Origin of the sequence: Frigoribacterium sp. CFBP 13605 (assembly GCF_014839405.1) — a bacterium.
Lineage (GTDB): Bacteria > Actinomycetota > Actinomycetes > Actinomycetales > Microbacteriaceae > Frigoribacterium.
Genome location: NZ_JACYNS010000074.1, coordinates 1 through 12,815, shown reverse-complemented (window position 1 = coordinate 12,815; position 12,815 = coordinate 1). Strand labels below are relative to the sequence as shown.

The 12,815-nt window shown below is 69.3% G+C and carries 9 protein-coding genes and 2 tRNA genes; 4 read left to right on the top strand and 7 right to left on the bottom strand.

Annotated elements, in window-relative coordinates:
• Positions 1-66 precede the first annotated feature (66 nt).
• Positions 67-1,602, bottom strand: a complete 1,536-nt coding sequence (proP, locus tag IFT36_RS12245; RefSeq protein ID WP_159826919.1) for a glycine betaine/L-proline transporter ProP — start codon at positions 1,600-1,602, stop codon at positions 67-69.
• Positions 1,603-1,860: 258 nt separating this feature from the next.
• On the opposite strand from proP, the gene valS reads away from it, so the two are divergent.
• Both valS and IFT36_RS12235 read left to right on the top strand, forming a co-directional pair.
• Entirely contained in the window at positions 1,861-4,479 is a 2,619-nt protein-coding gene (gene valS / locus IFT36_RS12240; RefSeq protein ID WP_200413264.1) for a valine--tRNA ligase, read from the top strand.
• Positions 4,479-4,736 (top strand): hypothetical protein, encoded by a 258-nt coding sequence (locus IFT36_RS12235; RefSeq protein WP_123571857.1) that lies wholly within the window; start codon positions 4,479-4,481, stop codon positions 4,734-4,736. Before valS ends, IFT36_RS12235 begins: the two co-directional genes overlap by 1 nt.
• Before the next feature lie 84 nt (positions 4,737-4,820).
• Here IFT36_RS12235 and IFT36_RS12230 read toward each other — a convergent pair whose 3' ends face one another.
• Entirely contained in the window at positions 4,821-5,639 is an 819-nt protein-coding gene (locus IFT36_RS12230) for a methyltransferase domain-containing protein (RefSeq protein ID WP_200413263.1), read from the bottom strand.
• Between the two features lie 34 nt (positions 5,640-5,673).
• On the opposite strand from IFT36_RS12230, the gene IFT36_RS12225 reads away from it, so the two are divergent.
• Positions 5,674-7,701: a M3 family metallopeptidase gene (locus tag IFT36_RS12225; protein ID WP_200413262.1), complete on the top strand. Its 2,028-nt coding sequence runs from the start codon at positions 5,674-5,676 to the stop codon at positions 7,699-7,701.
• A gap of 47 nt (positions 7,702-7,748) precedes the next feature.
• Here the strand turns inward: IFT36_RS12225 and clpX are convergent, their stop codons facing one another.
• The 5 genes from clpX to IFT36_RS12200 all read right to left on the bottom strand — a co-directional run bounded on the left by clpX (position 7,749) and on the right by IFT36_RS12200 (position 12,210).
• Entirely contained in the window at positions 7,749-9,029 is a 1,281-nt protein-coding gene (clpX, locus tag IFT36_RS12220) for an ATP-dependent Clp protease ATP-binding subunit ClpX (RefSeq protein ID WP_043597039.1), read from the bottom strand.
• Positions 9,030-9,237: 208 nt separating this feature from the next.
• Entirely contained in the window at positions 9,238-9,903 is a 666-nt protein-coding gene (locus tag IFT36_RS12215) for an ATP-dependent Clp protease proteolytic subunit (RefSeq protein ID WP_056048376.1), read from the bottom strand.
• A 40-nt stretch (positions 9,904-9,943) separates the two neighbouring features.
• Positions 9,944-10,531 (bottom strand): ATP-dependent Clp protease proteolytic subunit, encoded by a 588-nt coding sequence (locus IFT36_RS12210; protein ID WP_043597035.1) that lies wholly within the window; start codon positions 10,529-10,531, stop codon positions 9,944-9,946.
• 218 nt (positions 10,532-10,749) lie between these two features.
• Complete coding sequence (gene tig / locus IFT36_RS12205) at positions 10,750-12,075, bottom strand: trigger factor (RefSeq protein ID WP_056048379.1); 1,326 nt, start codon at positions 12,073-12,075, stop codon at positions 10,750-10,752.
• 62 nt (positions 12,076-12,137) lie between these two features.
• Positions 12,138-12,210 (bottom strand) — tRNA-Pro (locus tag IFT36_RS12200).
• A gap of 152 nt (positions 12,211-12,362) precedes the next feature.
• Here IFT36_RS12200 and IFT36_RS12195 point away from each other — a divergent pair.
• Positions 12,363-12,433 (top strand) — tRNA-Gly (locus IFT36_RS12195).
• Positions 12,434-12,815 lie beyond the last annotated feature (382 nt).

Genomic DNA, 12,815 nt, shown 5'->3' with positions numbered 1-12,815 from the left:
CCCTGCCCCTAATCGGCCCCTGCCCCGGGGCGGACGCGGCCCGGCCCGCCGGGGCGGGCAGCCGCCTCAGCCGCGGCGGGCGGCGTCGGCCTCGGCGGCCTTCGGGTCGACCACGTCGATGAGGCCGGACTGCGCCCACTCGAGCGCCCAGTCCGACTTCGCGACCTCGCTCGACTCGTCGGCGTAGGCCTCGACCAGCTCGCGCGCCTCGTCGTCGGTCGCGACCGAGGGGCCCGAGCCGAGCAGCGGCTCGTTGGCGGTCTCCTTCGTGAACCACACGGCGACGAGGCCGATCACGGCCGCGGCCATGAGGTAGAAGGCGGGGATGTCGTGGGCCCAGGAGAAGCCCTCGCCCTCGGCCCAGACGACCAGCGCCTCGGTGGCCAGGGGCGTGGTGCCGCCGAAGAGCGAGACGGACACGTTGAACGCGATGGCCAGTGCGCCGTAGCGGATGATCGTCGGGAACAGCGCGGGCAGCGTCGACGGCATGGTCGACGTGAACGTGACGAGCACCAGGCCGAGCACCAGCAGGCCGACGAAGACGAGCGGCGTGCTCTCGGACTGCACGAGCTTGAGCGCCGGCCACGACAGCACCAAGAATCCGACGCAGCCGGCGAACAGCACCGGTCGACGGCCGAACCGGTCGCTCAGGCGTCCGCTGAACGTGATGACGATCATCATCAGCACCATCACGACGATGACGAGCAACAGCCCCGAGGTCGCACTGCGGCCCAGCGTGTTGGTGAGGTAGGTCGGCATGTACGACAGCAGCATGTAGTCGGTCACGTTGAAGACGAGCACCAGGCCGATGCAGACGATCAACGCCCGCCAGTTCTCGGCGAAGAGCTTCACGAGGGGCACCTTGACGTGCTCGCGACCGGCGGCTTCTTCTTGCTGCTTCTGGAAGGCCGGCGTCTCTTCGAGCTTGAGGCGCAGGTAGAGCCCGATCAGGCCGAGCGGCCCGGCGATCAGGAACGGGATGCGCCAGCCCCAGGCGAGCAGCGTCTCCTCGCTCATGCCGAGCTGCAGGCCGGTGACCAGCGAGGCACCGAGCACGTAGCCGGCGAGCGTGCCGAACTCGAGCCACGAGCCCATGAAGCCGCGGCGCTTGTCGGGCGAGTACTCGGCGATGAACGTGGCCGCGCCTCCGTACTCACCGCCGGTCGAGAAGCCCTGCAGGAGGCGCGCCAGCAGCAGCAGGACGGGCGCCCAGAGGCCGATGGTCGCGTACGACGGGATCAGGCCGATGGCGAGCGTCCCCGCGGCCATCAGGATCATCGTGAGGGCGAGCACCTTCTGGCGTCCGATGCGGTCGCCGAGCGGGCCGAAGAACGCGCCGCCGATCGGCCGCACGATGAACGCGGCGGTGAACGTGCCGAAGGTGAACAGGATGTTGAGTGCGTCGTTGCCCGGCGGGAAGAACACCTGGGCGATGGTCGTCGTGATGTAGGCGTAGACGCCGAAGTCGAACCACTCCATGGCGTTTCCGAGGGCTGCGGCGCTGACCGCGCGCTTGAGCAGACCCTCTTCGACGACGGTGACGTCGTCGGTGGTCAGGCTGCGGCGGGCGGGCTTCTTGCTGTCGTTCTTCTTGGCTGACATCGGGTGAGGCCTCCAGGTCGTCGGGCGGTGGCAGTCGACCCCAGCGTCGGCAAAAAACCCGTCGAGCCTAACAGAACCGCCATGTCAGTACCAGTGCAGGGCGTGCAGGCGTGCAGCCACTGCAGCGCGCAGGAGGCGCGGTGGCGGTCCACGAGGAGCCCTCGCGGGGGTGCGTACACTGGTCGGAGTCCCACAACCAGGCACCTCCCCACCGACACGGTGCCGTCCACAGAACCGGAGAAGACCATGCCGTCAGCGATGCCCGAGAAGCCCGCCCTCGAAGGACTCGAGGCCCGTTGGGGTCAGGTCTGGGAGGCCGGCGGCACCTACCGCTTCGACCGCACCGACGCGACCCGCGCCTCCGTGTTCTCGGTCGACACCCCGCCGCCGACGGCGTCGGGCAGCCTGCACATCGGTCACGTGTTCAGCTACACGCACACCGACGTCAAGGCCCGGTTCGAGCGCATGCGCGGCAAGCGCGTGTTCTACCCGATGGGATGGGACGACAACGGACTGCCCACCGAGCGTCGCGTGCAGAACTTCTACGGCGTGCGCTGCGACCCGTCGCTGCCCTACGACGCCGACTTCACCCCGCCCTTCGAGGGGGGCGACAACAAGTCGTCGAAGGCCGCCGACCAGGTGCCGATCTCGCGCCGCAACTTCATCGAGCTGTGCGAGCGGCTCACCGTCGAGGACGAGAAGCAGTTCGAGGACGTCTGGCGGAAGCTCGGCCTCTCGGTCGACTGGACCCAGAGCTACCGCACCATCGACGACGACTCGCAGGCCATCGCCCAGAAGGCGTTCCTCCGCAACCTGGCCCGCGGCGAGGCCTACCAAGCCGACGCCCCCACGCTCTGGGACGTCACGTTCCGCACGGCCGTGGCGCAGGCCGAGCTCGAGGACAAAGAGATGCCCGGGGCCTACCACAAGCTCGCGTTCCACCGCACCGACGGTCAGGGCGACGTGCTGATCGACACCACGCGGCCCGAGCTGCTGCCGGCCTGCGTGGCCCTCGTCGCGCACCCCGACGACGAGCGCTACCAGGCGCTGTTCGGCACGACCGTCCGGTCGCCGTTGTTCGACGTCGAGGTGCCGGTGGTGGCCCACCACCTCGCACAGCCCGACAAGGGCTCGGGCATCGCCATGGTCTGCACCTTCGGCGACACCAACGACGTGGTCTGGTGGCGCGAGCTGCAGCTTCCGAACCGTGCCGTGATCGGCTTCGACGGCCGCTTCGTCAGCGAGGCCCCCGAGGCGATCACGTCCGAGGCGGGGCGCGCCTCCTATGCGCAGCTGGCCGGCAAGACGGTCTTCAGTGCCAAGCAGTCCGTGGTCGAGCAGTTGACCGCGTCGGGTGAGCTCGTGGGCGAGATCCGCAAGATCTCGCACCCGGTCAAGTTCTTCGAGAAGGGTGACAAGCCGCTCGAGATCGTGTCGACGCGTCAGTGGTACATCGTCAACGGCGCCCGAGACGAGCAGCTGAAGGGTTCGCTCCTCGAGCGCGGCGGTGAGGTGGCCTTCCACCCCGACTTCATGCGCGTCCGCTACGACAACTGGGTCAACGGCCTCAACGGCGACTGGCTGATCTCGCGCCAGCGCTTCTTCGGCGTGCCCATCCCGGTCTGGTACCCGCTCGACGGCGACGGCAACCCCGTCTTCGACCAGGTGATCGTTCCCACCGAGGCGCAGCTCCCCATCGACCCGGCGTCCCAGGCCGCCCCCGGCTACGACGAGTCGCAGCGGGGCGTGCCCGGGGGATTCGTCGGCGAGGTCGACGTCATGGACACCTGGGCGACCTCGTCGCTCACCCCGCAGCTGGCCGGCGGGTGGGAGCGCGACCCCGAGCTGTTCGACCTCGTGTTCCCGTACGACGTGCGCCCCCAGGGGCAGGACATCATCCGCACCTGGCTCTTCTCGACGATGCTGCGGTCGCAGCTCGAGTCGGGCACCGTGCCGTGGAAGAACGCCTCGATCTCGGGCTTCATCGTCGACCCCGACCGCAAGAAGATGTCGAAGTCGAAGGGCAACGTGGTGACCCCGGCCGCCATGCTCGACGACCACGGCTCGGACTCGGTGCGCTACTGGGCGGCGTCGAGCCGCCTGGGCACCGACGCGGCGTTCGACCCCCAGAACCCCAAGCAGATCAAGATCGGTCGCCGTCTGGCGATCAAGGTGCTCAACGCCGCCAAGTTCGTGTACTCGTTCGAGCTGCCGTCGGGTGAGTTCGAGATCACCCAGCCGCTCGACCGCGACCTCCTCGCGTCCTTCGCCGCCGTGATGGAGACCGCGACCGAGGCGCTCGAGGGCTACGACCACGCCCGGGCGCTCGAGACGACCGAGAAGTTCTTCTGGACGTTCTGCGACGACTACCTCGAACTCGTGAAGGAGCGCGCCTACGGCGCCACCACGCCGGCCGAGCAGGCCTCGGCCGTGCTCGCGCTGCGCACGGTGCTCGAGGGCCTGCTGCGTCTGCTCGCGCCCTACCTGCCGTTCGCGACCGAAGAGGTCTGGTCCTGGACGCACGACGACTCGGTGCACCGGGCCGCGTGGCCGACGGTCGACGAGCTCGGACTCTCCGAGGGCGAGACCTCGTCCGGCCTCGTCGGGCTCGTCGGGCAGGCACTGATCTTCGTCCGGCGGGCGAAGTCGGACGCCAAGGCCTCACAGAAGACCCCCGTGGCCTCGGCCGTCATCACGGGCCCCTCGGCCCAGCTCGACCTCGTGAAGCTCGCGGCGGGTGACCTCGCCGCGGTCGGCAAGATCGCCGAGCTGTCCTTCGCCGAGGGTGACGAACTGGCGGTCGGCGACATCGTGTTCGCCGAGGTGCCGACCGACGCCGGCGCTGCTGCCGCTCCGGCCCCGACGGCGGGTGCCTGATGCAGCTCGGCACGCGGTGGAGCGTCGGAGGCGCGGCTCCGGCCGAGCTGCCCGCCGCGGTCCTCGGGGCGGTCGCCCAGGTCGAGCGTGAACTCTCCGACCAGGGCGTCGACGCCACGTCGTGGCGCTGGACGCTGACCTGGCTCGAGCGTCGCCCCGTCGTCGAACTCGACGACGGCACGGTCATCCGGGTCGACGCCGTCACCGGCGAGGCCCGCATCCACGAGCCCGTCGACGCCGAGGGCGACGACGACTGAACCGGCCCGTCCTCGGAGCCACGACGTGCCGCTCACCTCTCGAGGTGAGCGGCACGTCGCGTCCACCGGGGACGTCGTGAGCCGTCAGGCGCGGGCGAGCAGCTCGCCGTGCGGCATGATCAACCAGCCGTCGGGGGCGTCACGCCAGGAGCGCCAGGCGTCGGCGATCGCGTGCAGTTCGTCGTGCGTGGCGGCGTCCTTCTCGATCGCGTCGGCGTAGAACGCCGACTCCGTCGCGCGGGCCGCCCAGCTGTCGCCCCACCACGTGCGGTCCTCGTCGGACGCGAAGCACCACACGGAGGCGCTGCTCACCACGTCGACGAAGCCCGCCTCGAGCGCCCACCCCTTGAGGCGCCTCCCGGCGTCGGGTTCACCGCCGTTGCCCCGGTGCACGGTCTGGTAGACGTCCATCCACCGGTCGAGACCCGGGTTCTCGGGTGCCCAGACGCAGCCGTGGTAGTCGACGTCGCGGACGGCGACGACTCCCCCGGGCCGCGCCACCCGGCGCATCTCGCGCAGGGCGGCGACCGGGTCGCCGACGTGCTGCAGGACCTGGTGCGCATGCACCACGTCGAAGGCGTCGTCGTCGAACGGCAGGGCGAACAGGTCGGCGGTCTCGAAGTGGACGTTGTGGAGCCCCGCCCCGACCGCGAGCGACGTCGCCTGCTCGACGATGCCGGCGGCGGCGTCGATGCCGATCACGCGACCGGGCGCGACGCGGCCCGCGATGTCGACGGTGATGGTCCCCGGCCCCGACCCGACGTCGAGGACGCTGACCCCGGGCACGAGGTGCGGCTCGAGGTACGCGGCGGAGTTCTCGACCGTCCGCCACGCGTGGCTGCGCAGCACGCTCTCGTGGTGGCCGTGGGTGTACCGGGCGGGCGTCTCGGGGCGTTCGCTCATGCGGCGACCCTAGCGCGCCTCCTAGTGTGGGCTGATGACGAACCCGTTCCTCTCCCCCAGCACGCTGCCGTACTCCCTGCCGCCGTTCGCGAGCATCACCGACGACGACTACGGCCCCGCGTTCGACGCCGGGTTCGCCGAACAGCTGGCCGAGGTCGAGGTGATCGCGACCGACCCGGCCGAGCCGACCTTCGAGAACACGGTCGCCGCCCTCGAACGCAGCGGCGCCATCCTCACCCGTGTCCAGCACGTCTTCTTCAACAAGACCTCGTCGGACTCGACCGAGGCCACCGACGCCCTCGAACTCGAACTCGCCCCGCGGCTCGCGGCGCACGCCGACGCGATCCGACTCGACCCGCGGCTCTTCGCCCGTCTCCGCAGCGTGCACGAGCGCCGCGACGCCCTCGACCTGACCGCCGAACAGCGTTACCTCGTCGAGCGGCTCGTCGCCGAGGCCACCCGCTCGGGAGCCGCCCTCGCCGACGACGACAAGGTCCGCCTCCGCGACCTCAACGGCCGGCTCTCCACCCTGTCCACGAGGTTCGAGAAGAACCTGCTGGCCGACACGAACGACCTCGCCGTCGTGGTCGACGACGTCGCCGAACTCGACGGACTCGACGCAGGGGCGATCGCGGCCGCCGCCGAGGCGGCCCGAGAGCGAGGGCTCGAGGGCCGCTACGTCATCACGCTCGTCCTCTTCAGCGGGCACCCCTACCTGGCGAGCCTGACCGACGAGGGACTCCGGGATCGGATCATGCAGGCATCGCTGTCGCGCGGGCGGCGCGGAGGCGACCACGACAACCGCGAACTCGTCCTCGAGATCGCCCGGCTGCGCGCCGAGCGGGCCGAACTGCTCGGCTTCGCGTCGCACGCCGCCTACGTCACGGCGGGCGAGACCGCGGGCACCCCCGGGGCGGTGGCCGACCTGCTCGGGCGACTGGCGCCTCCTGCCGCCCGGAACGCCCGCGCCGAGCAGGCCGAACTCGAGCGCGTCGCCGGCCGGACGATCCGGGCCTCGGACTGGGCCTTCTACACCGAACGGGTGCGCGCCGAGGAGCACGACGTCGACACGGCCGCGATGCGCCCTTACTTCGAGGCCGAGCGCGTGCTGCAGGACGGCGTCTTCTTCGCCGCGGGGCTGCTCTACGGCCTGCGGTTCGCCGAACGCGCCGACCTGATGGGCTACCACCCCGACGCGCGGGTCTTCGAGGTGACCGACGCCGACGGCGGCGACGTCGGCCTCTACGTCCTCGACCTCTACACGCGCGACAGCAAGCGCGGCGGCGCCTGGATGAACCCGCTCGTCTCGCAGTCGTCGCTCACCGGGCTGCCCACCGTCGTGGTGAACAACCTCAACGTCCCGAAGCCGCCGGCCGACCAGCCGACCCTCCTCACGCTCGACGAGGTGACCACGTTCTTCCACGAGTTCGGGCACGCCCTGCACGGTCTCGTCGCCCGGGTGACCTACCCGAGCTTCTCGGGCACCAACGTCTTCCGCGACTTCGTCGAGTTCCCCAGCCAGGTGAACGAGATGTGGATGCTCTGGCCGGAGGTCCTCGCGAACTACGCCGTGCACCACGAGACCGGCGACCGGCTGCCGCAACGACTGGTGGACGCCCTCCTCGCCTCCCAGGGCTTCAACCAGGGTTTCGAGACGAGCGAGTACCTCGCGGCGGCCCTGCTCGACCAGGCCTGGCACGCCCTCTCGTCGGCCGAGGCCGCGGCGGTCACCGACGTCGAGGCGTTCGAGCAGGAGGCGCTGGCCGCGGTCGGCCTCGACCTCGCGTCGGTCCCCACCCGCTACTCGAGCACGTACTTCGCGCACACCTTCTCGGGGGGCTACGACGCCGGCTACTACTCGTACATCTGGAGCGAGGTGCTCGACGCCGACACGGTCGAGTGGTTCGAGCAGAACGGCGGGCTGACCCGCGAGAACGGCGACCGGTTCCGCGCACGCCTGCTGGGCGTCGGCGGCTCGAAGGACCCCCTCGAGGCCTACCGCGACTTCCGTGGGCGGGACGCCCGCGTCGAGCCGCTGCTCGCCCGCCGCGGCCTCGCCTGACACGAGAACGCCCCGGCCGAACCGGCCGGGGCGTTCTGACGTCGCTGCTAGGCGGACTTCTCGGTGCGCTGCTCGACGAGGCGCGGCACGATCGTGGGCGCGGCGTTCTCGAGCACCGACGCCCGCGTGATGACGACGCGCCCGACGGTGTCGTCGGACGGAACGTCGAACATGATCGGCCCGAGGACCTCTTCGAGGATGGCGCGGAGACCACGGGCACCGGTCTGGCGCAGGACGGCCAGGTCGGCGATCGCCTCGAGGGCGCCGCGATCGAACTCGAGCTCGACCCCGTCGATCTCGAACATGCGCTGGTACTGCCGCACGAGGGCGTTCTTGGGCTCGGTGAGGATCTGCATCAAGGCCGGCTGGTCGAGCTGCGTCACCGTGGTCACCACGGGCAGACGGCCGATGAACTCGGGGATCAGACCGAACTTGTGCAGGTCTTCGGGCAGGACCTCGCTGAAGAGGGCCGCCTCGTCCTCTTTGCTGTGCAGCGGGGCGCCGAAGCCGATGCCCCGCTTGCCGGCGCGGTTCGAGATGATGTCCTCGAGTCCGGCGAACGCCCCGGCGACGATGAACAGCACGTTGGTCGTGTCGACCTGGATGAATTCTTGGTGGGGGTGCTTGCGGCCACCCTGCGGCGGCACCGAGGCCACGGTGCCCTCGAGGATCTTGAGCAGTGCCTGTTGCACGCCCTCGCCCGAGACGTCTCGCGTGATGGACGGGTTCTCGGCCTTGCGGGCGATCTTGTCGATCTCGTCGATGTAGATGATGCCGGTCTCGGCCCGCTTGACGTCGTAGTCCGCAGCCTGGATCAGCTTCAGCAGGATGTTCTCGACGTCTTCGCCGACGTAACCCGCCTCGGTCAGGGCCGTGGCGTCGGCGACGGCGAACGGCACGTTGAGTCGCTTGGCGAGGGTCTGGGCCAGGTAGGTCTTGCCGCAGCCGGTCGGGCCGATCAACAGGATGTTCGACTTCGAGATCTCGACCTCGTCGGCCAGCGACTCGGCGGCCGTGAGGGTGGAGGCGGCACGGATCCGCTTGTAGTGGTTGTAGACGGCCACGGACAGCGCACGCTTCGCCGCGTCCTGACCGATCACGTACTCTTCGAGGAACGAGTAGATCTCGCGGGGCTTGGGCAGGTCGAACTCGCTCGCGGGTTCGTCGCCGGCCTCGGCGAGGCGCTCTTCGATGATCTCGTTGCAGAGCTCGACGCATTCGTCGCAGATGTAGACGCCGGGACCGGCGATCAGCTGCTGGACCTGCTTCTGGCTCTTGCCGCAGAACGAGCATTTGAGCAGATCGGCACTCTCACCTATGCGCGCCATGCTCGGCCTCCCTGATTGGATGAGGTCATCGACCGGGACCGGTCGTCGTGTGGGACGAGCCTAACCCGATCCGCCGACACTCACGGACCGACCCGGGGGGTTCGAGCACATCCGCGGTAGTGGCGGACGGACGCCGGGGCGTCCCTCCGCCCGTCGACACGACGACGGCCCCGGGCGGGTGCCCGGGGCCGTCGTCGTCGTGCCGTGATCAGCGCGTGAGCGCCGCCGGCTGGTTCTTGCGCGAACCGAGGACCTGGTCGACGAGACCGTAGTCGAGGGCCTCCTGCGCACCGAGGATGTTGTCGCGCTCGATGTCGCGGTTCACCTGCTCGGGCGTCTTGTTCGAGTGCTTCGACAGGGTCTCTTCGAGCCAGGTGCGCATGCGGAGCACCTCGGCGGCCTGGATCTCGATGTCCGAGGCCTGGCCGCCGCTGCTGCCACCGGTCGCGGGCTGGTGGATCAGCACGCGGGCGTTGGGCAGGGCGAGACGCTTGCCGGGCTGACCCGCGGCGAGCAGGACGGCCGCGGCCGAGGCGGCCTGACCGAGGCAGACCGTCTGGATCTCGGGACGGATGTACTGCATCGTGTCGTAGATGGCCGTCATGGCCGTGAACGAGCCACCGGGCGAGTTGATGTACAGCGTGATGTCGCGGTCGGGGTCCATGCTCTCGAGCACGAGCAGCTGGGCCATGATGTCGTCGGCCGAGGCGTCGTCGACCTGCACGCCGAGGAAGACGATGCGGTCTTCGAACAGCTTCGCGTACGGGTCCTGACGCTTGTAGCCGTAGGCCGTCCGCTCTTCGAAGCTGGGCAGGATGTACCGGGAGCTGGGGGTCTGCACTCGACCCGCGCCACCCATCATCGGGAGTTCCATGAGTTCTTCTCTTTCTCGTTCTGACGAAGGGGCGGAGGGCCTAGGCCTGGTCGGTGCCGGCGCCGCCGACGACGTCGGTGGCCGAGCCGCGGATGTGGTCGACGAAGCCGTACTCGAGGGCCTCCTCGGCGGTGAACCAGCGGTCGCGGTCGCCGTCTTCGTTGATCTGCTCGACGGTCTTGCCCGTCTGTGCGGCCGTGATCTCGGCCAGTCGACGCTTCATCGAGAGGATGAGCTGCGCCTGCGTCTGGATGTCCGACGAGGTGCCGCCGAACCCTCCGTGCGGCTGGTGCAGCAGGACGCGCGCGTTCGGCGTGATGTAGCGCTTGCCCTTGGTGCCGGCCGTCAGGAGCAGCTGGCCCATCGACGCGGCCATGCCGATGCCGACGGTGACGATGTCGTTCGGCACGAACTCCATGGCGTCGTAGATCGCCATGCCCGCCGTGATCGACCCGCCGGGCGAGTTGATGTAGAGGTAGATGTCCTTCTCGCTGTCTTCCGCAGCGAGCAGCAGCAGTTTCGCGGCGATCTCGTTGGCGTTCTCGTCGCGGACCTCAGAGCCGAGCCAGATGATCCGGTCTTTGAGCAGTCGGTCAAAAACACTGTTGGGCAGTGTCACGTCGGCCATGGTGGAGCTCCCATTCGTTGTCGCTTGTCGTCGAATCTATCGGAGCCAACGCACGGGTTCCGGGCTGTTCGCCCACGGCAGATACCGCGCCTCCCCGGCCCCGTCGGGGGCCCGTCCACGAGCCCGGGAGGCGCGGTGCCGGGAACGACGGAGGGCCGGGTGCGCACTCGCACCCGGCCCTCTCGGACGTGACGGGTCAGCCGACCCGCCGCTCTCGCTTACGCGTGGTCGTGACCCGCGTGGTCGTCGTCGTCGCCGCCGACGCCGGCGGTCGCCGTGAAGGCGGACAGGTCGACCGAGTCGCCCTTGCCGTCGACGACCTTGGCCTTGCTGAGCACGACCGCGAGGGCCTTGCTGCGGGCGACCTCGCCGACCATGGCGGGGATCTGGCCGTTCTGGTCGAGGACCTTGATGAACTCGCCGGGCTCCATGCCGTACTGCGCCGCACCCTGGATGAGGTACTGCGTCAGTTCGTCCTGCTCGACCTTGACGGCCTCTTTCTCGGCGATGGCGTCGAGGAGGATCTGGTTGCGGAAGGCCTTCTCGCTGCTCTCCTTCACCTCGGCGCGGTGCTCGTCGTCCTCGAGGCGGTTCTCCTGCTCGAGGTGACGGTGCACCTCGTCCTCGACGAGCTTCTCGGGGACGGGGATCTCGACGGCCTCGAGCAGCTTCTCGACGACCTGGTCGCGTGCCTGGGCACCCTGACCGAAGGTCTTCGACTTGGCGAGCTGCTCTTTCAGGTCGCCCTTGAGCTCGTCGATCGTGTCGAACTGGCTGGCGATCTGGGCGAAGTCGTCGTCGGCCTCGGGCAGCTCGCGCTCCTTGACGGCCGTGACGTCGACGGCGATGAGGGCGGTCTCGCCCTCGCGGTCCCCGCCGAGCAGCTTCGACTCGAAGGTGGTGCTCTCACCGGCGGTGAGGGACTCGAGGGCCTCGTCGATGCCCTCGATCAGCTCGCCCGAGCCGAGCTCGTACGAGATGCCCTTGGCGGTGTCGACGACGTCGTCGCCGATGGTGGCCGTCAGGTCGATCTGCGCGAAGTCACCCGTGGTGGCGGGGCGGTCGACGGTGACCAGCGTGCCGAAACGGGTACGCAGGTTCGTCAGCTCTTCGGCGATCTCGTCGTCGGTGATGTCGACCGTGTCGACCGTCAGCTCGAGGCCGTCGTACTCGGGCAGGTCGAAGTCGGGACGCACGTCGACCTCGACGGCGATCTTAAGGTCGCCCGAGAAGTCCTTGACGTTCGGCCACTCGACCACGTCGGCCTCGGGACGGCCGAGGACGCGGATCTCGGTCTCGGTCACGGCCTCGCGGTAGAACTTGTCGAGGCTCTCGCTGACGGCGTGGTTCAACACCTCTTCACGACCGACGCGCTGGTCGATGATGGGCGGCGGCACCTTGCCCTTGCGGAACCCGGGGATGTTGACCGACTCGGCGATGTGACCGTAGGCGTGCGTGACGCTGGGCTTGAGCTCGTCGGGGGTGACGACGATGTTGAGCTTGACGCGCGTGGGGCTGAGCTTCTCAACCGTGGTCTGGACCAATGTGGGGCTTCTCCTGTGTTGGTGGCGCTGAACTCACATCCGAGACAGCAGGTAGACGATCGTCGGGGCGACAGGACTCGAACCTGCGATCTTCCGCCCCCAAAACGGACGCGCTAGCCACTACGCTACGCCCCGTGTATCAGCCTGGAACCGGCCGGCACGCGTGAGCCCCGTTGAGGTCGGGTACGTGAAGGCCGCGTCGAGTCTAGCCGACACCGAGGGGCCGTGACTGAGCGACCTCGTCGGATGCCTTATGCTGGTCTCACCCGTGCGGCCCGGCCGCTCACGGGGATGTAGCTCAATGGTAGAGCCTCAGTCTTCCAAACTGATCACGCGGGTTCGATTCCCGTCATCCCCTCTGTGTTCGTTCGACGCCTCCGGCGTCCGGCGCCGGGGGCGCCTCGAATGAAATCTTCTCCGCGCCTTGCACGCAGGCGGTGACGCCGGCAGGCGCCTTCGATGAAATGTTCTCCGGGCCTCGCATGCAGGCGTCGGCGCAGGCGCTCTTCAGGGGTCTCTCGGCCAGCTCGGGGGGAAGTCGTGCTGGCGGATGATTTTTCCCGGCGCGACGTGACCCAAGATGGCCACATGAGACGCGCGACGTTCGCACGGGTCGCGCTGGTCGGTGCGGTCGTGGCCACCCTGGCGGCCGGGTGCGCCGCCCCACCGACCGAGGCGACCAGCGCCTCCGGGTCCGGGTCCGGGTCCGGGTCCGGGTCCGGCGCGATCGCGCAGGCCGC

What these genes read in the sequence shown, in the direction of transcription:
- IFT36_RS12225 (WP_200413262.1), top strand. Translation starts at nt 5,674, where the DNA reads ATGACGAACCCGTTCCTCTCCCCCAGCACGCTGCCGTACTCCCTGCCG.
- valS (WP_200413264.1), top strand. Translation starts at nt 1,861, where the DNA reads ATGCCCGAGAAGCCCGCCCTCGAAGGACTCGAGGCCCGTTGGGGTCAG.
- IFT36_RS12215 (WP_056048376.1), bottom strand. Translation starts at nt 9,903, where the DNA reads ATGGAACTCCCGATGATGGGTGGCGCGGGTCGAGTGCAGACCCCCAGC.
- IFT36_RS12210 (WP_043597035.1), bottom strand. Translation starts at nt 10,531, where the DNA reads ATGGCCGACGTGACACTGCCCAACAGTGTTTTTGACCGACTGCTCAAA.
- proP (WP_159826919.1), bottom strand. Translation starts at nt 1,602, where the DNA reads ATGTCAGCCAAGAAGAACGACAGCAAGAAGCCCGCCCGCCGCAGCCTG.
- IFT36_RS12235 (WP_123571857.1), top strand. Translation starts at nt 4,479, where the DNA reads ATGCAGCTCGGCACGCGGTGGAGCGTCGGAGGCGCGGCTCCGGCCGAG.
- IFT36_RS12230 (WP_200413263.1), bottom strand. Translation starts at nt 5,639, where the DNA reads ATGAGCGAACGCCCCGAGACGCCCGCCCGGTACACCCACGGCCACCAC.
- clpX (WP_043597039.1), bottom strand. Translation starts at nt 9,029, where the DNA reads ATGGCGCGCATAGGTGAGAGTGCCGATCTGCTCAAATGCTCGTTCTGC.